The sequence below is a fragment of the Rhizobium sp. A37_96 genome (genome assembly GCF_053521765.1).
Genome location: NZ_JBNWDS010000004.1, coordinates 355,420 through 372,314, shown reverse-complemented (window position 1 = coordinate 372,314; position 16,895 = coordinate 355,420). Strand labels below are relative to the sequence as shown.

16 protein-coding genes and 1 riboswitch are annotated in these 16,895 nt (G+C 61.4%); of the genes, 7 read left to right on the top strand and 9 right to left on the bottom strand.

Annotated elements, in window-relative coordinates; genetic code table 11:
* Positions 1–20: 20 nt before the first annotated feature.
* The 8 genes from nagA to ACQZ6J_RS15470 all read right to left on the bottom strand — a co-directional run bounded on the left by nagA (position 21) and on the right by ACQZ6J_RS15470 (position 8,216).
* A complete protein-coding gene (gene nagA / locus ACQZ6J_RS15505; protein WP_163987227.1) occupies positions 21–1,178 on the bottom strand; it encodes an N-acetylglucosamine-6-phosphate deacetylase in 1,158 nt (385 codons plus the stop codon).
* The gene (locus ACQZ6J_RS15500; RefSeq protein ID WP_449084694.1) at positions 1,178–2,209 is read right to left on the bottom strand and encodes an SIS domain-containing protein; all 1,032 of its coding nucleotides are present in this window, start codon (positions 2,207–2,209) and stop codon (positions 1,178–1,180) included. The genes nagA and ACQZ6J_RS15500 overlap by 1 nt, the downstream gene beginning before the upstream one ends.
* A complete protein-coding gene (locus tag ACQZ6J_RS15495; RefSeq protein ID WP_163987225.1) occupies positions 2,206–2,979 on the bottom strand; it encodes a GntR family transcriptional regulator in 774 nt (257 codons plus the stop codon). Before ACQZ6J_RS15495 ends, ACQZ6J_RS15500 begins: the two co-directional genes overlap by 4 nt.
* Before the next feature lie 122 nt (positions 2,980–3,101).
* Positions 3,102–4,127 (bottom strand): aldose epimerase family protein, encoded by a 1,026-nt coding sequence (locus ACQZ6J_RS15490; RefSeq protein WP_449084693.1) that lies wholly within the window; start codon positions 4,125–4,127, stop codon positions 3,102–3,104.
* Between the two features lie 199 nt (positions 4,128–4,326).
* A complete protein-coding gene (locus tag ACQZ6J_RS15485; RefSeq protein ID WP_449084692.1) occupies positions 4,327–5,520 on the bottom strand; it encodes a vWA domain-containing protein in 1,194 nt (397 codons plus the stop codon).
* Between the two features lie 2 nt (positions 5,521–5,522).
* A complete protein-coding gene (metA, locus tag ACQZ6J_RS15480) occupies positions 5,523–6,449 on the bottom strand; it encodes a homoserine O-acetyltransferase MetA (RefSeq protein ID WP_449084691.1) in 927 nt (308 codons plus the stop codon).
* Between the two features lie 49 nt (positions 6,450–6,498).
* Positions 6,499–6,576, bottom strand: a riboswitch (SAM riboswitch).
* A 119-nt stretch (positions 6,577–6,695) separates the two neighbouring features.
* Positions 6,696–7,307 (bottom strand): hypothetical protein, encoded by a 612-nt coding sequence (locus ACQZ6J_RS15475; RefSeq protein ID WP_449084690.1) that lies wholly within the window; start codon positions 7,305–7,307, stop codon positions 6,696–6,698.
* Positions 7,308–7,373: 66 nt separating this feature from the next.
* Positions 7,374–8,216, bottom strand: a complete 843-nt coding sequence (locus tag ACQZ6J_RS15470; protein WP_449084689.1) for an AAA family ATPase — start codon at positions 8,214–8,216, stop codon at positions 7,374–7,376.
* A 163-nt stretch (positions 8,217–8,379) separates the two neighbouring features.
* Between ACQZ6J_RS15470 and ACQZ6J_RS15465 the strand changes: the two genes are divergently transcribed.
* Positions 8,380–10,230 (top strand): ABC transporter ATP-binding protein/permease, encoded by a 1,851-nt coding sequence (locus ACQZ6J_RS15465; protein WP_163987220.1) that lies wholly within the window; start codon positions 8,380–8,382, stop codon positions 10,228–10,230.
* Positions 10,231–10,349: 119 nt separating this feature from the next.
* Here the strand turns inward: ACQZ6J_RS15465 and efp are convergent, their stop codons facing one another.
* Positions 10,350–10,919, bottom strand: a complete 570-nt coding sequence (efp, locus tag ACQZ6J_RS15460) for an elongation factor P (protein WP_163987219.1) — start codon at positions 10,917–10,919, stop codon at positions 10,350–10,352.
* A gap of 151 nt (positions 10,920–11,070) precedes the next feature.
* On the opposite strand from efp, the gene epmA reads away from it, so the two are divergent.
* The 6 genes from epmA (at position 11,071) to ACQZ6J_RS15430 (ending at position 16,869) form a co-directional block, all read left to right on the top strand.
* Positions 11,071–12,135: an EF-P lysine aminoacylase EpmA gene (gene epmA / locus ACQZ6J_RS15455; protein WP_163987218.1), complete on the top strand. Its 1,065-nt coding sequence runs from the start codon at positions 11,071–11,073 to the stop codon at positions 12,133–12,135.
* Complete coding sequence (locus ACQZ6J_RS15450; RefSeq protein WP_163987217.1) at positions 12,132–13,184, top strand: lysine-2,3-aminomutase-like protein; 1,053 nt, start codon at positions 12,132–12,134, stop codon at positions 13,182–13,184. Before epmA ends, ACQZ6J_RS15450 begins: the two co-directional genes overlap by 4 nt.
* 358 nt (positions 13,185–13,542) lie before the next feature.
* Entirely contained in the window at positions 13,543–13,794 is a 252-nt protein-coding gene (locus tag ACQZ6J_RS15445) for an acyl carrier protein (RefSeq protein WP_163987216.1), read from the top strand.
* On the top strand, positions 13,794–14,987 hold the full coding sequence (locus ACQZ6J_RS15440; RefSeq protein WP_449084716.1) for an acyl-CoA dehydrogenase family protein: 1,194 nt from the start codon (positions 13,794–13,796) through the stop codon (positions 14,985–14,987). Before ACQZ6J_RS15445 ends, ACQZ6J_RS15440 begins: the two co-directional genes overlap by 1 nt.
* A 5-nt stretch (positions 14,988–14,992) precedes the next feature.
* A complete protein-coding gene (locus tag ACQZ6J_RS15435; RefSeq protein WP_449084688.1) occupies positions 14,993–15,901 on the top strand; it encodes an amino acid--[acyl-carrier-protein] ligase in 909 nt (302 codons plus the stop codon).
* Between the two features lie 8 nt (positions 15,902–15,909).
* A complete protein-coding gene (locus ACQZ6J_RS15430; protein WP_449084687.1) occupies positions 15,910–16,869 on the top strand; it encodes a DUF1839 family protein in 960 nt (319 codons plus the stop codon).
* Positions 16,870–16,895 lie beyond the last annotated feature (26 nt).

The window sequence follows — 16,895 nt, the reverse complement described above, 5'->3', positions numbered from 1 at the left end:
GCGCTTCCTCGCTTGCTGTGTCAGGCCGAAGGCTGGCCGGAAATCCAGGTTTCGGTGACTTCGATGCCGTCGTTGATGTGAACGAGATCGGCACGGGTTCCCGGCGTCAGGTGACCGCGATCGGCAAGCCGCAGGAAGCGGGCGGGATAGGAGGTCGCCATGCGCAGGGCTTCGGCCAGCGGCAACTCGAGGAAATTGACGCCATAGCGGATCGTGGAGATCATATCGACATCCGAGCCGGCGAGCGTGCCGTCGTCCAGCGTCAGCTTGGAGCAATAGCCGCCCTTGGTGCGGTAGACCGTGCGGCCATTCAGCGTGAAGCTCGGAAGGTCGGTGCCGACGAGCGACATGGCATCCGTGACGAAGAACAGCCGGCCCTCGCCGCGCTTGGCGCGCAGCGCGATCCGCAGTGCCGTCGGCTCGACGTGATGGCCATCGGCGATGATGCCGCACCAGGCGGCGGGATGGTCGATCGCCGCGCCGACGAGGCCGGGCGCGCGATGGCCCATCTGGCTCATGGCGTTGAAAAGGTGGGTTACCCCGCGGGCGCCGGCATCGAAACGCGCATTCGCGGCTTCGGTGGTGGAGTCGCTGTGGCCGAGGCTGATGATGACGCCACCTTCGCTCAGCGCCTGTACCTGGCGCTCGGTGACCTGTTCTGCCGCCATGGTGATCAACAAGGTGCCGATCGCCTCGCGAGCGCGAATGAAGGTCTTGACGTCGCTGTCTTCGACCGGACGCATCAGCTCGGCGAGGTGTGCGCCCTTGCGGGCCGGCGCCAGATGCGGGCCTTCCAGATGCAGGCCGATGACGCCGCGATTGGTCTTCACGGCCTCGACCGCTGCTTCGATCGCCGCCATTGTCGCCGCCGCGACATCGGTTATCAGCGTCGGCAGCACCGATGTCGTTCCGTAGGGGCGGTGCCCGGCGGCAATCATGTACATGGAGTCGGGCGATGGCTCGTCGTTCAGCATGCGGCCGCCGCCGCCGTTCACCTGGGCATCGATGAAGCCGGGGGCCAGGACGCCGCCGTTCAGGCGGATGGTCTCGGCATTGTCGGGCACATCGTTGGCGCCGGTGATGGCATGGATGCGGCCGTTGCCGACCACAAGCGCGCTGTCTTCATGAAAACGGTCGCCGTCGAAGATGCGGGCGCCGGTAAAGACCTTGTAATCCATCACATGGTCTCCGTTACCTTGAGAAGGTTAGCCGGCTTGTCCGGGTCGAAGCCCTTGCGACGCGTCACCGATTCGATGAGGCGATAGTAGCATAGCAGCGACACCAGCGGATCGAGCAGGCCGTTGCCGGTGGTCGGCATGCGCAGATTGATGCCTGCGAGCGGCGCGGTCGAGAAGGAGACGGCGGTTGCGCCGAGCTTCTGCAGGCGCTCGAGGGCCTGCGCGTTGTTGGCGAAGGCGGCATCGTCGGGCGAGAATGCCACGATCGGGAAGCCCGGCTGCACGAGGCGCATCGGGCCGTGCATGAGTTCGGCCAGCGAGAAGGCTTCGGCGTGCAGGCCGGCGGTTTCCTTGGCCTTCAGCGCCGCTTCGAGCGCGATGGCGAAGGCGGGGCCGCGGCCGCCGGTATAGAGCGAGGACGCATTGAAGAGCACGTCTTCGGCAGCCTTGCCATCGATGCCCGAGGTCGCGGCAAGCGCCTCCGGCAGCTTTGCAAGGCCATCGACGAGCGCCTTGTCCTGAGAAATCGCCGCGGTGACGCCGGCCAGCGCTGCAACCGACGCGATGAAGGATTTCGTCGCGGCGACGCTCTGTTCCTTGCCGGCGTTGAGGCCGAGCACGATGTCCGCTTCCTTGGCAAGCGGGCTGTCGGTGACGTTGACGACGGCGATCGTGGTTGCGCCGCCTTTCTTGGCAGCGGCCTGCAGCGCGATGATGTCAGGGCTGCCGCCGGATTGCGACACCGTGAAGTGGATACCGCCCTTCAGATGGAGGGGCGCACCGTAGACCGAGGCGATCGATGGGCCGACGGAGGCGACCGGGATGCCGCAGGATATCTCGAAGAGATATTTGAAGAAGGTGGCGGCATGGTCGGACGAGCCGCGCGCCGCGGTCGTTATCAGCGACGGACGGCCCGAGGAGAAGAGCTTCGCGATCTCGGCGAAGGCGGGCTTTTCCTTTTCAAGCAGCGTCGCAACCACCTCAGGCGATTGGCCGGCCTCCGTCAGCATCAGGGACTGGGTCTTGCTCATAGGTCATCTCCAATTCTCAATTCAGCAACGAAATCATAGGCATCGCCGCGATAGTGCGAGCGGGTATATTCAACGACGCGCTGGTCTGCGAGGCGAGAGACGCGCTCGATCAGAAGCGCCGGCGCTCCGGCCTTGACGGTCAGGATCGATGCGGATGTCGGGTCCAGCGTCACGGCCGTCAGTCTTTGCTGGGCGCGTACGGGCTTGAAGCCGTTGGCCGCCAGCGCATCGTAGAGCGACCCTTGGGACACGGCATCCTCGCCGAGGAACTTGACGGGCACGACGGCGCGCTCGATGGCGAGCGGCTGGCCGTCGGCAAGGCGCAGTCGGTCGAGCCGCAGGACGGGTTCATCGACGCTGAGGCCGAGGAGGAAGGATTCTTCCGGGGCCGGGGCGCTGACGGTGCGCGACAGGATGCGCGCCGCCGGCTCGCGGCCGCGCGAGCGCATGTCGGCCGAAAAGGAGGAGAGGCGCCAGAGCGGCTGCTCGATGCGTTCGACATGCTGCGAGACGAAGGTGCCGCTGCCATGGCGGGCCTCGATGACGCCCGAAGCCAGCAGGTCGCGATAGGCGGTTCGCACGGTGACGCGACCGATCTGCAGGGCTCCGGCAAGATCCCGCTCGCCCGGCAGAGCCGTGCCCGACTTCAGCAGCCCTTCCTGGACGAGACCTGTCAGCGCCTGTGCCAGGCGCTTGTAGAGCGGCCCGCTCCCGGTCCCGTCGCCAAGGCCGCGATTGTTCAATTCGGCGATCAAACTGGTTCTATCCATGAGCGCTATATAGAACCTATTTAGAACCAATTCACAAGGTGAATCTGCCTGCATGGCTGAAAAAGAATCGGCCGGGCGCTACGAACGCCCGGCCGAGTTTCAGAAGAGCGGACATGCCCGGCTCAGTTCTTGGTGAAGATATAATCCGTTTCCTGCCGCAATACCTCGCCCGGGCGGAGCACGGCATTGGGAAAGCCTTCATGGTTGATGGCGTCGGGCCAGACCTGCGTTTCCAGGCAGAAGCCGGCGAACGGGCCGATCTTGCGGCCGTCATGGCCGGGAACCGGCACGTTCAGCTTGAAGCCGGTGTAGAACTGCACGCCGGGCTCGGTGGTGCGCACTTCCAGCGACACGCCGGAATTGACGCTGCGGGCGAGCACGACGGAGCGTTTGGCGCTGCGTTCGCCGGAGAGGCAGAAATTGTGGTCGTAGAGAGCCTGCTCGCCGCCCTCGAAGCGCTTCATTGGCGTCATCTCGCGGAAATCGAACACCGTGCCGTCGATCGAGCGGATCTCGCCCGTCGGCACCTGCTTGTCATCCGTCGGCGTATAATGGTCGGCGGCGATCATGATGTCGTGGCCGAGGGCATCGTCACGGCCGTCGAGGTTGAAATAGGCATGCTGGCAGACATTGGCGAGCGTCGGCTGGTCGGTGGTCGATTCGTAGGTCACCGTCAGCTCGCCGTTGCCATGCACCCGATAGGTCGCGTGGATGGTGCAGTTGCCCGGATAGCCGGCTCGGCCGTCGGGGTCGACGATCTTCAGGACGACGCGGTCGGTATCGTGCTCGACGATGGTCCAGTTGCGCTTGGCGGTGTTGTCCTTGCCGCCGTGCAGATGCGTGACGCCCTTCTCGTTGAGTTCGAGCTGGTATTGCTTGCCGTCCAGCGTGAAACGGCCGCCGCCGATGCGGTTGGCGCAGCGTCCCGGCGTGGCGCCGAAATAGGAGGAATGGAGGGGGTAGTCGGCGAAATCGTCGAAACCGAGCAGAAGCGCCGGCTCGTGGCCGTCAAGCCGGAGATCCTGGATGACCGCGCCCCACGACATGATATGCGCCGTCAGGCCGCCACCGACGATCTTGACGCGATAGACGGTATCGCCATCGGCCGTCGTCCCAAAAACTTCCCGTTGCAAAGTGCTTTCCGTCATATCAGCTCTTCCATGGCTATCGAATATATGTGGCCAGACCCTGCCCCCATTCTCGTCGTTCCGCAACCGGTCCGATGGCGAAATGTCGGGGCATGGGGCTGCTATCGCCCCCAGGCTCTGCCTCATGGTTCACAGACTGCACCAAACGCATGCAATGTGTGCGACAGACAGGGTTAGGGTAAGGTCGGAGGTGCGAATGTTACCGCGACAATTCCCTTGTCGCCTTTTCCAGCCCGCCGAGCGTCAGGGGATACATGCGATCGGTCATCAGGCGGCGGATGATCGAGATCGAGGTCGTATAGCCCCAATAGTTCTCCGGCACGGGGTTGATCCAGATGCATTTGCGGAAATGGCCGGTCATGCGGGCGAGCCAGGCTTCGCCCGCTTCCTTGTTCCAGTGCTCCACCGAGCCGCCGGCCTGAGTGATTTCGTAGGGGCTCATCGATGCGTCGCCGACGAAGACGACGCGGTAGTCGGAGCCGAAGGTGCGGATCAGGTCCGTCGTTGCGGTGATGTCGACGCGCCGGCGGCGATTGTCCTTCCACACGCCCTCGTAGAGGCAGTTGTGAAAGTAGAAATATTCCATGTGGCGAAACTCTGATCGGGCGGCGGAAAACAGCTCTTCCACCACGCGGATATGGTCGTCCATCGAGCCGCCGACATCGAAGAACATTAGGAGCTTGACGGCGTTGCGGCGCTCCGGCCGCGTCTGGACGTCGAGATAGCCATGCTCGGCGGTGGAGCGGATGGTGCCGGAAAGATCCAGCTCCTCGGTGGCCCCCTCGCGCACCCAGCGGCGCAGGCGCTTCAGCGCTACCTTGATGTTGCGGGTGCCGAGCTCGACGCCGTCGTCGAGATTCTTGAAGTCGCGGCGATCCCAGACCTTCACCGCGCGGCGATGGCGCGATGTTTCCTGGCCGATGCGCACGCCTTCCGGATTGTAGCCGTAGGCGCCGAAGGGCGAAGTGCCTGCCGTGCCAATCCATTTCGAGCCGCCCTGATGGCGGCCCTTCTGCTCGGCGAGGCGTTGCCGCAGCGTCTCCATCAGCTTGTCGAAGCCGCCGAGCGCCTCGATCTCTCTTCTTTCCTCCTCGGTCAGATGCCGCTCGGCGAGCTTGCGCAGCCATTCCTCGGGAATGGCGGTCGCCTCGACCGCTTCCGCGTCGGCATTGCCGCCGATCGCCTCGACGCCGCGAAAGTAATCGGCGAAGATCTGGTCGAAGCGATCGATGAAGCGCTCGTCCTTGATGAGCGTCGTGCGCGCCAGATAATAGAAGGCCTCGACGTCATAGTCGGCAATTCCCTCTTCCATCCCCTCGAGCAGCGACAGGAATTCCCGGAGCGTTACCGGCACCTTCGCTTCCTTCAGTTTCAGGAAGAAGGGAATGAACAAGCCTATGCCCTTTCCTGGCCGATCTCCTCCACATCATACGGCGTGGTCTGGTAGATCTCGTTGATCCAGTTGCCGAAGAACAGGTGCGCGTGGCTGCGCCACCGGTTCTGCGGAGCGATTTCCGGGTCGTTGTGCGGGAAGTAGTTGTGCGGCATCTTGATCGGCACGCCCGCATTCACATCCCGGAAATATTCGTCCGCCAGCGAGGTGGAATCATACTCCACATGATTGAACATGTAGAGCCGGTTACAGGCCTGTTCATGCGCGAGGCAGACGCCCATTTCGCTCGAATCCATCAGGATCTGCAGGCCGGGCACCTTCTCGATGTCGGCGCGCTTCACCTCGGTCCAACGTGAAACCGGCACGGCGAAATCGTCGGAAAAGCCGTTGAGGTAGACGGAGGAGGGTTTCAGGTTCTGGTGGCGATAGACGCCGAACGCCTTTTCCTTGAGCGTATATTTCGGCACCTTGTGGAAGTGGTAGATCGCCGCCATCGCGCCCCAGCAGACGTTGAGCGTCGAATGGACGTTGGTGGCCGTCCATTCGAAGATCTGCTGCATTTCGTCCCAGTAGGTCACGTCCTCGTATTCGAGCAGCTCGATCGGCGCACCGGTGATGATGAAGCCGTCGAACTTGCGGTGCTTCACTTCTTCCCAGGTCTGGTAGAAGGAGAGCAGATGTTCCTCGGAGGTGTTCTTGGCCTTGTGGCCGCCGATGCGTATCAGCGAGAACTCCACCTGCAGCGGCGAGGCGCCGACGAGGCGCGCCATCTGGACCTCGGTCTTGATCTTGTTCGGCATGAGGTTGAGAAGCCCGATCTGAAGGGGGCGGATATCCTGACGGAACGCCACCGTTTCGGTCATTACCCGCACCCCCTCGCTCTGGAGGGTTTCAAACGCGGGCAGCGTATCGGGAATCTTGATGGGCATCGTTTCACTCGACCAAATACAAAAAAACCGGCCGCGATCATGAATCGCTACCGGTCCGCACGCGGCCCTTTAGCGATTTATTTAACGTGGCTGCAAGCCGGCCGGCCAAATCACCACAAGGGGAAATCCATAAACCTGCTGTCCCGGCGGGTCAATGGGCAAGCTTGGAGGCGGATTGGCGGCCGCGTCCTGATGTCGGTTATCAGTTGCAGATGTTCAAGATGGCGCGGATGGCATCGCAGATAGCTATGGAAATGCATTCGGGAAATCATAGCTTAGAAGATAGAAATGATTGCTAAGCTTCTCTACGCGAATGTATTCGTCCGGCTGAGCATTGAGATTTACACAATCTTTGCTTTTGTCACACGCTTTCTGAATGCGTTGGTGCCAAGCTTCTGATTGTTGACCGATGGGCAAGCCAATCTCATCGCTCTCGTCGTAAACGAGAAACACATAAGCCTTTGAAATAAAAGTGTCATCCCAGACAAACGTGTTGAAGCGGGGCTCTGTACTTTGCGTGCCGCTTTGCCGGATTGCCGTTAGGTATGCGCTTTGAGTTAAAGCAAATCTCACCCTGTCGGGAGTTATGCCAGCAGCTGCAAGAAGAGCGAGTGGAATCAGCAGAAAAAGCGGAGTAGCTAAAAGCGATATCACGCGCCGCCAGCGGCGACGTATTGAATTGACGCAAAGAGAAACGATAATTGCAATCGTGAGCACTAGACACGCTAAGAGATCGATGCCCCACCAATTCCATCCAGCGGGGAACCAGCCAACCCATGGCTGCGCCAACACTGGTAGGAACCAGAGGGCATAAGTCCAGGTGAACTTGTCGCCATGTTTTATATTTAAACTCGCCATATCAGCTTCCGCCGATTCTCACGTGTCGATGATCCAGAAGCGCTCCGACCCGATTACGCCGTTGCTCTACTTCCCCTGCCCCCGCGCTATGAAGGCCAGCCGTTCGAAGAGGTGGACGTCCTGCTCGTTTTTCAGCAGCGCGCCATGCAGCTTCGGCAGTGCGTTCTTCGCATCGGCGCGCAGCGTGGCGGGATCGACGTCGTCGGCGACCAGCAGGCGGATCCAGTCGAGCGCTTCGGAGGTCGAGGGTTTTTTCTTCAGGCCCGGCACGTCGCGGATTTCGAAGAATTGCGTCAGCGCGGCATGCACGAGCGTCTGCTTGATGCCGGGATAGTGCACCTCGACGATGCGGGCGAGCGTCTCCATGTCGGGAAAGCGGATGTAGTGGAAGAAGCAGCGGCGCAGGAAGGCGTCCGGCAGCTCCTTCTCGTTGTTGGACGTGATGATGACGATCGGGCGGACGGCCGCGCGGACGGTCTCGCCGGTCTCGTAGACATGAAATTCCATGCGGTCGAGTTCCTGCAGCAGATCGTTCGGGAACTCGATGTCGGCCTTGTCGATCTCGTCGATCAGCAGCACGCATTTCTGCGCCGAGGTGAAGGCCTGCCAGAGCTTGCCCTGGCGGATGTAGTTGCCGACGTCGTGAACTCTGATGTCTCCGAGCTGGCTGTCGCGCAGGCGCGAAACGGCATCGTATTCGTAAAGGCCCTGCTGCGCCTTCGTCGTCGATTTGACGTTCCATTCGATGAGTTCGAGGCCGAGCGCTGCCGCCACCTGGCGGGCAAGCTCCGTCTTGCCAGTCCCCGGTTCACCCTTTACCAGAAGGGGGCGCTCGAGCCGGATGGCGGCATTGACCGCGACCATCAGATCCTTGTCGGCGATATAATCGGCTGTTCCCTGAAATTGCATCGGAAGGCTTTCTCAATCTTTCAGGTGCAAGCTAATTGCTGACCTTATTCGGTTCAAGGCGTGAAACCGTGTATATAGGAACGTGATCGCATCGATCTATTGAAGGATGGACATGAGGGCGGGTCATGATTAACTGACGGACGTGCGTCGCAGGGAAGTGCTGATGGCAGTTGAAACGCAAGCTAAGCCGAATATCCAGGGAAACGAGCAGGTCGGGTACGATTTGAGCCTTTTCTTTCGGCTGAGAATGATGTTCTCCGCTTTCTGGAATTCGCCGGTACGCATCAAGATCATTTCGCTTACCGTCGCGCTTTTCGTGATTATCCTGGTCACCGCCTATGTCCAGGTGCTGCTGAACAACTGGAACGCTCCTTTCTACGATTCGCTGGCACGGCGCGATATCTCCGCCTTCTTCCACCAGCTCGGCGTTTTCGGCATTATCGCCGGCTCGCTTCTGGTCCTCAACGTCATCCAGGCCTGGCTCAATCAGATGACGGCGCTCTACATGCGCGAGGGTCTGGCGAGGGATCTGGTAAACCAATGGCTGCAGGCCAAGCGCGCGCTTCGGCTTGCCTCCTCGGGCCTGATCGGCGTCAATCCCGATCAGCGGCTGCACGAGGATGCCCGCAATCTCGCCGAAAGCACGACAGGTCTCGCCATCGGGCTGGTGCAGGCGACGATCCTGCTGCTCAGCTTCATCGGCGTGCTCTGGGAGCTGTCGAGCGGCATGGTGTTCCATTTCAGGGACATGAATTTCTCCGTCCCCGGCTACATGGTCTGGGCCGCGATCCTCTATGCCGGATCTGCCTCGTTCCTCAGCCAGTTCGTCGGCCGCCGTCTCGTGCGGCTGAATGCCGATCGCTATTCGAAGGAAGCCGAGCTGCGCTTCGCATTGATGCATGCCAACGAGCACATGCCGGCGATCACGATTGCCGGCGGCGAAGAGAACGAGCGCCGGCGGATCAATCTCGACATTTCCGCCGTGCTTGGCGTCATCCGTCAGCTTGCCATCGCCAATACCAATCTCACCTGGGTTTCCGCCGGCTACGGCTGGCTGGTGCTCATCATCCCGATCCTTGTCGCCGCCCCCGCCTATTTCTCGGGCGGGCTGACGTTCGGTCAGCTGATGGTGGCCGTCGGCGCATTCAACCAGGTCAATTCGGCCTTGCGCTGGTATGTCGCCAATTTCGGCCCGATCGCCGAGTGGCGCGCCACGCTCATGCGCGTCACCGATTTCCGCAAGGCGCTGACGGAGATGGATGACAAGACGCCGATGCCGCATACCCTCGTTTTCGACAGGGCAGCCCCCGGTACCATGGTGTGGACCGACCTGGAGGTATCGACGAAGACCAACGACGACGCGACGGAGAACGGTTTCCGGATCGCCGAGGGCACGGTCACCATCAATGCCGGCGAGCACATCATGATCAACGGCGATCATGGCGTGAACCGGAGATTGTTGTTCGAGGTGCTGGCGCATCAATGGTACAACGGCGCCGGAACGGTCAGCCTGCCGCCGATGGAAGACATGCTGTTCGTGCCGCACACGCCCTATGTGCCGACCGGTACGCTCAGGGAGGCAATCTGTTTCCCGGACGATGGGGACGCCTATGACGATGCCGCCGTTGATGCGGTCATGGACAAGGTGGGCCTCGGCCGTCTGAAGAGCCGTCTCGACACGCAAGCCCGCTGGGACCGGCTGCTGGATACCGAGGAGCAGAAAGCCGTCGGTTTTGCGCATCTGTTGCTGGCGAAGCCGAAATGGATCGTCCTTGACGATGCCTTCGAGGGGCTGGAGGCCGAAGTTCAGGCAAAGGCCTGCGCAATGCTGGCCGAGCTCGCGGATGCGACGATGATCTATATCGGCCGCTCCGATGCCTATATGCACGCCATGTCACCGCGGGTTCTGCATCTGCAGACTTTGGCCCCGCAGGAGCATGGCATCGAGATGGCCGCGCCTTCGGAAACCGCCGATGCGGAACAGAAGGATGAGAAAAAAGCCAACGCGCCGTGACGTGATCGTTAGATCTCGCCGGCGTTGCCCAGGCTCTGGGATGGCTTCAATTCCTCCACAACGCAAAACGCCCCGTCGCGGCGACGAGGCGTTCTCAATGCAAGCAAGGCGGCTGAGGCTCAGTCCTTGGCGCGCTCGACGTAGGAGTTGTCTTCCGTTGCGATGACGACGCGGGTGCCGGCGTTGATGTGCGGCGGCACCATGGTGCGGACGCCGTTCGACAGCATGGCGGGCTTGTAGGAAGACGATGCCGTCTGGCCCTTGACGACCGGCTCGGTCTCGGTGATCTCGAGCGTGACGTGACGCGGCAGTTCGAGGGCCAGCGGAATGCCTTCGTGGATCGACAGGATGCAGGTCATGCCTTCCTGGAGATAGGCCTTCTGGTCGCCCATGGTTTCGACGTCGACGACGACCTGGTCGTAGGTGGCCGGGTTCATGAAGTGGAAGCCTTCGCCATCTTCATAGAGGTACTGGAAGTTCACGTCTTCGACGAAGGCGCGCTCGACCTGCTCGGTGGTGCGCCAGCGCTCGGACACCTTCACGCCGTCGACGATGCGGCGCATGTCGACCTGGGTGACCGGAGTACCCTTGCCCGGATGAAAATTCGCGGCGGTGAGAACGACGTAGAGCTTGCCGTCGACGTCGAGAACGTTGCCCTTGCGGACCGAAGAGGCGATGACCTTGACCATAAGACTTCCTTGTAACGCTGCGTTTTGCGTCGTAGAGGGACTGTCGAAATGCTCTCCGAGACGCAGCAATTGTTTGCTTGGGGGCGCAACTACCCTAAATCAATGGAAATTGCCACCCCCAACGCGGCCTGCGCCCCGAAGAAAGCTAGGAATGAAGCCAACGACGAGCAAAGCGTCCCCCTGGTGGACCCGCAATGTCCATGCGGACCGGCGGCCGTTCCTCATCGGCCGCAACGCGATCCAGGCGGCGCTGCGCATCTTCTTTGCGAAGAACGACTTCATCGAGGTCGATACGGCGACGCTGCAGGTATCGCCGGGCAACGAGGCGCATCTGCACGCCTTCGAGACCGAGGCGCTGACGACCGATGGCAAGGTGCTTCCCCTCTATCTGCACACGTCGCCCGAATTCGCCTGCAAGAAGCTGCTGGCAGCCGGCGAGGAGCGCATTGCCTGCTTTGCCCATGTATATCGCAATCGCGAGCGCGGCCCGCTGCATCATCCAGAATTCACCATGCTGGAATGGTATCGGGCGGGAGAGAGCTATGAGGCCCTGATGGCCGACTGTGCGGCATTGCTGGCGCTTGCGGCCGAAACGGTGGGGGCGAAGAAGTTCAGCTTTCGCGGCGCGGAAACGGATCCGTTCCTGCCGCCAGAGCGCATCAGCGTGGCGGCGGCCTTCGAACGCTATGCCGGCATCGACCTCTTCGCGTCCATCGGTTTCGACGGGTCGACCGATCGCGACCGTCTGGCGGCGGATATGCGCCAGGCGGGCATACGGGTTGCCGACGACGACGTTTGGGCCGATCTTTTCAGCCGGGTGCTGGTCGAGAAGGTCGAGCCGAATCTCGGCTTCGGGCGCGCCACCATTCTCGACGAATATCCCGTCTCCGAGGCAGCACTTGCCCGGCCGTCGGCCGGGGATCATCGCGTTGCCGAGCGCTTCGAGCTCTATGCCTGCGGCGTCGAGCTTGCCAATGCCTTCGGCGAGCTCACCAATGCCAAGGAACAGCGCCGACGGTTCGAAATCGAGATGGCGGAAAAGCAGCGTGTCTATGGCGAGACCTATCCGCTGGACGAGGATTTTCTGCAGGCGCTTGCCGTCATGCCTGAGGCAAGCGGCATTGCGCTCGGTTTCGACCGGCTTGTCATGCTGGCAACCGGGGCCTCTCGCATAGACCAGGTGCTGTGGGCGCCGGTCGCGGAGTATGACGCATGAATGTAATGCGCCCAATCCGGACTATCGGCGAGCTTGAGCGCACCGGACTGATCGACGCCGATCAGGCGGTGGCGCTCGAAGCCGTGGCGGAGCGTTATGCAGTCGCTCTGACGCCATCCGTCATGCGCCTGATCGACCCTGCCGATCCCTCGGATCCCATTGCCCGGCAATTCGTGCCCGATGCGGCCGAATTGACCGTCACGCCCGAGGAGCGTGCCGATCCGATCGGCGATCACGCGCATAGCCCGGTCGAAGGTATCGTTCATCGCTATCCGGACCGCGTGCTTCTGAAGGCGGTGCATGTCTGCCCCGTTTATTGCCGCTTCTGCTTCCGTCGCGAGATGGTCGGGCCGCAGGGGCTTGGCACGCTGGATGGCGATGCGCTGGATGGCGCCTTTGCCTATATCCGCGACCACAAGGAAATCTGGGAAGTGATCCTGACCGGCGGCGATCCGCTGGTGCTGTCGCCGCGGCGTCTGGAAGACATCCTGCGGCAGCTGGCCGATATCGGCCATGTGAAGATCGTCCGCTTCCACACGCGCGTTCCCGTCGTCGATCCCTCGAAGGTCGATGCCGCGCTGATTGCGGCGTTGAAGGCGAGTGGCAAGACCATCTATGTGGCGCTGCATGCCAATCATCCGCGCGAGCTGACGGAGGAGGCGCGCGCGGCCTGCGCCCGGCTGGTCGATGCCGGCATCGTGCTCGTCAGCCAGTCGGTTCTGCTGAAGGGCGTCAATGACGATCCGGACGTCCTGGCGGCGCTGATGAAGGCTTTCGTCGAAACACGGGTGAAGCCTTACTATCTGCACCATCCGGACCTCGCGCCAGGCACCAGCCATTTCCGCCTGACGATCGCCGAGGGGCGGTCCATCGTTGCGGCATTGCGCGGCCGCATCTCCGGCCTTTGCCAGCCGACCTACATTCTCGACATCCCCGGCGGCCATGGCAAGGCGGACATTGGCCGCAGCTCGGTAAGGGAACAGGGCGAGGGCTGCTATTCGATTTCCGACTATCGCGGCGGCGAGCACATCTATCCGCCGCAAGATTAAAGTCCGTTCTGGCGATCTTATAGTTTCACTGACGCTCTGATTGTTATGAGTCTTTTCGAATAAAACGTGGCAGCGAATTTTGTCGCATTAACCTTCTTTCAGGCCTCATCTTTCCAAAAATCGCCACACCTTAATATTAGATATATATAATATAATCGTACGGACCATCGGTTAGATGGCTTACATATGGTAAATTTCAATCAGACAAATGTTGAATATAGCAATTTTCTACGAAGTATAAGTTGCGTGTATTTACCACGTCGCTTAGCGGAATGTTCTAATTTGCCTGTTACTTCTTGGTGAAAGATAAGACGGCGTAACTGTGGTTATGCTTACAATTGCCAGAAGGGACTAGACTATGAACAAGACGATTCGCGAATTGCTGGCCAAGTTCGGTGCGCTTCCTGTTGCTGTCGACCAGATCGAAAACGATGCCGATCTCTATGCGACCGGGCTTTCCTCCTTCGCTTCCGTGCAATTGATGCTCGGTATCGAGGAAGCCTTCGACATCGAGTTTCCGGATAACCTGTTGAACCGCAAGTCCTTCGCCAGCATCGCCGCGATCGAAAAGACCGTCGGCATGATCCTGGACAACCGAAAGGTCGCATGATGAGCGCGGCCATCGCTTTGCTTGAGGTTGGCTCGGGAGACGGGCTGGCGGTGCGAGCCGCGCGCGTCGCCGTTATCGCCAGCCAACACGCCGATGCCGTCGACGTCGAGGGCCGGTTCCCACGCGAAGCTGTCGACGCGATGCGCGCCGAGAAGCTGCTTTCCATCCAGATCCCCGCCGAGTTCGGCGGCGAGGGTGCGTCGATCACTGAAATTGCCGAGCTCTGCTCGATCCTCGGCCAGACCTGCGCGGCCAGCGCCATGGTCTTCGCCATGCATCACATCAAGCTTTCGAGCCTGGTCGAGCACGGCGCCGGCAGCGATTGGCACCGCGACTTCATGCGCCGCATCGCCCGGGAACAGCTGCTGCTGGCCTCGGCGACGACCGAAGGCGGGATCGGCGGCAACCTGCGCAACAGCATCTGCGCCATCAAGGTCGAAGGCGATACCTGCTTCCTGGAAAAGGACGCAACCGTCATCTCCTACGGCGCTCATGCCGATGCGATCCTGATTACCTCGCGCAGCCACGCCGAAGCAGCCTCTTCCGATCAGGTGCTGACGGTTTTCCTCAAGGATCAATACACGATCGAGCGCACCGTCGAGTGGAATACGCTCGGCATGCGCGGAACCTGCTCGGACGGCTTCCTGTTCAAGGGCAAGGCCCCGGCCGTGCAGATCCTGCCGAAGCCTTTTGCCGAAATTGCCGCGCAGTCCATGCTGGCAAGCTCGCACCTCCTCTGGAGCGGCGTCTGGTACGGTATTGCCGCCGACGCGGTTGCCCGCGCGCAAGCCTTCGTGCGCGCCGCCGCCCGCAAATCTCCCGGCGCACCGCCACCCGGCGCGCTGCGTCTGGCCGAGACGTCGAGCATGCTGCAAATGGTCAAATCCAATGTGGTTGCAGGGCTGAAGGTCTATGAAGAGGCGAAGCTCGATGCGGATCGCCTGTCGTCGATGGCCTTCGCCGTGGCGATGAACAACGTCAAGATCGCTTCGTCCGAGATGATCCTGCCGATCATCAACCACGCCATGCTGATCTGCGGCATCATGGGTTACAAGAACGGTACGCCCTACAGCCTCGGCCGCCATCTGCGCGATGCGCACTCGGCGCAATTGATGATCTCGAATGACCGCATTCTCGGCAACACGTCGACCATGCTGCTCGTCCACAAACAAGATACCAGCCTGTTGGGGTAATCGTCATGGATATGCAAACCTCGTTTCTCGACCGCCTTTTCGAATCCGGTCTGCTGATCGATACCGGCGTTGACGGTCTCTATGGCCGCAGCGGCCAGTTCGAAGATGTGATCGCCGCCTTCGAGCGGCTGATCGACCAGTTCGGCGGCGCCGACGGCGCCGAAGCCATCCGCTTTCCGCCCGGCATGAACCGCGCCTTCTTCGAAACCAGCGGCTACATGAAGAGCTTCCCGCAGCTCGCCGGCACGGTGCACAGCTTCTGCGGCAACGAGCTCGATCACATGAGCCTGCTGAAGTGCATGGAAGTCGGCGACGACTGGACGAAAGACCAGCAGGCGACCGATATCGTGCTGACGCCGGCGGCCTGCTATCCGCTCTATCCGACGGTTGCCAAGCGCGGCGCCATTCCGGAAAGCGGCGCGCTCTACGATCTGCAGTCCTACTGCTTCCGCCACGAGCCCTCCAAGGACCCGGCCCGCCAGCAGCTCTTCCGCATGCGCGAATATGTCTGCATGGGCAGCGAAAAGCATGTGACCGATTTCCGCCAGAGCTGGATGGACCGTGGCGTCGAAATGATGAAGGCCGTCGGTCTCGACGTGACCATCGACGTCGCCAACGACCCGTTCTTCGGCCGCGCCGGCAAGATGCTCGCCAACAACCAGCGTGACCAGAACCTGAAGTTCGAGCTGCTGATCCCGATCACCTCCGCCGCCAAGCCGACCGCCTGCATGAGCTTCAACTACCACCAGGACGCCTTCGGCACGAAATGGGGCCTGAACTTTGCCGATGGCAGCGTCGTGCACACGGCCTGCGTCGGCTTCGGCCTGGAGCGCATCGCGCTGGCGCTGTTCCACACCCACGGTCTCGACGTCAAGGAATGGCCCGAGAGCGTGCGCAAGGCGCTGTGGGGCTGATCGCTTCCATGGCTGCCGTGTTTCAGGGACTGGATCCCGCCGCCTACAAGCCACATGCGCTGCACGACAGCGAGCGCATGTGGCCCGAGACGAACTGCTATATCGATCTCTGGATCGAGGTGCTCTCGACCCTGAAGCTGCCGCCGGAAGCCATGCTCGGCTTCACGGTGACACAGGATTTCGAGGGCGACCAGTTCACCTTCTTCAAGGTGCCGCTCGAGGATCTGGAAGCGCTCTACGGCGTCCGCTGCACCGAGCTTGCGATCTACGACAAGGTGCAGAACCATGTCGCCGAGCAGATCGGCCGCGGCCGGCTCTGCCTGGTGGAGATGGATTCCTTCTTCATGCCGGATACGCAAGGCGTCGGCTATCGCCGCGAGCACGGCAAGACGACGGTGGCGATCAACCGGCTCGACATGGAAGGCCGCACGCTCGACTATTTCCACAACGGCGGCTTCTTCCAGCTTTCCGGCGAGGATTTCGACGGGCTGTTCCAGCTGCATCTGACGGACGAGGACCTGCCCTTCCTGCCCTACACGGAATTTGCGAAATTCCCTGAAAAGGCACCGGCGGAAGCCGCCATCCGCGAGACGGCGCGGCAGCTTCTGTCCTTCCATTTCCGCCGCCGTCCGCGAGCCAATCCGATCCGCGCCTTTGCAGAGATCTTCCCGGCGCAGGTTGAAGCGGTTGCCGAACGGCCTTTCGGCTTCTTCCACAAATACGCCTTCAACACGCTGCGTCAGCTTGGCGCCAATTTCGAACTTGCCGGCAGTCACTTCGACTGGCTGACGTCGGATTTGTCCGAAGCAGCGGCGGAAGCACGACGGATTTCCGAGACGGCGAAATCGGTGCAGTTCCAGCTTGCCCGCGCCATCACGCGCAAGAAATTCGAGCCGTTGCGCACGGCGCTTGATCCGGCCGCCGATGCATGGGATTCCATGATGGCTGAGCTCGAGCGGAAGCTTTGACCGGCTTCCGTTCGATTGCGATACGG

Bases quoted from the DNA above. Each gene is read 5' to 3' on its own strand.
- nagA (WP_163987227.1), bottom strand. From the start codon at position 1,178: ATGGATTACAAGGTCTTTACCGGCGCCCGCATCTTCGACGGCGACCGT.
- ACQZ6J_RS15500 (WP_449084694.1), bottom strand. From the start codon at position 2,209: ATGAGCAAGACCCAGTCCCTGATGCTGACGGAGGCCGGCCAATCGCCT.
- ACQZ6J_RS15495 (WP_163987225.1), bottom strand. From the start codon at position 2,979: ATGGATAGAACCAGTTTGATCGCCGAATTGAACAATCGCGGCCTTGGC.
- ACQZ6J_RS15490 (WP_449084693.1), bottom strand. From the start codon at position 4,127: ATGACGGAAAGCACTTTGCAACGGGAAGTTTTTGGGACGACGGCCGAT.
- metA (WP_449084691.1), bottom strand. From the start codon at position 6,449: ATGCCCATCAAGATTCCCGATACGCTGCCCGCGTTTGAAACCCTCCAG.
- ACQZ6J_RS15475 (WP_449084690.1), bottom strand. From the start codon at position 7,307: ATGGCGAGTTTAAATATAAAACATGGCGACAAGTTCACCTGGACTTAT.
- ACQZ6J_RS15470 (WP_449084689.1), bottom strand. From the start codon at position 8,216: ATGCAATTTCAGGGAACAGCCGATTATATCGCCGACAAGGATCTGATG.
- ACQZ6J_RS15465 (WP_163987220.1), top strand. From the start codon at position 8,380: ATGGCAGTTGAAACGCAAGCTAAGCCGAATATCCAGGGAAACGAGCAG.
- efp (WP_163987219.1), bottom strand. From the start codon at position 10,919: ATGGTCAAGGTCATCGCCTCTTCGGTCCGCAAGGGCAACGTTCTCGAC.
- epmA (WP_163987218.1), top strand. From the start codon at position 11,071: ATGAAGCCAACGACGAGCAAAGCGTCCCCCTGGTGGACCCGCAATGTC.
- ACQZ6J_RS15450 (WP_163987217.1), top strand. From the start codon at position 12,132: ATGAATGTAATGCGCCCAATCCGGACTATCGGCGAGCTTGAGCGCACC.
- ACQZ6J_RS15445 (WP_163987216.1), top strand. From the start codon at position 13,543: ATGAACAAGACGATTCGCGAATTGCTGGCCAAGTTCGGTGCGCTTCCT.
- ACQZ6J_RS15440 (WP_449084716.1), top strand. From the start codon at position 13,794: ATGAGCGCGGCCATCGCTTTGCTTGAGGTTGGCTCGGGAGACGGGCTG.
- ACQZ6J_RS15435 (WP_449084688.1), top strand. From the start codon at position 14,993: ATGGATATGCAAACCTCGTTTCTCGACCGCCTTTTCGAATCCGGTCTG.
- ACQZ6J_RS15430 (WP_449084687.1), top strand. From the start codon at position 15,910: ATGGCTGCCGTGTTTCAGGGACTGGATCCCGCCGCCTACAAGCCACAT.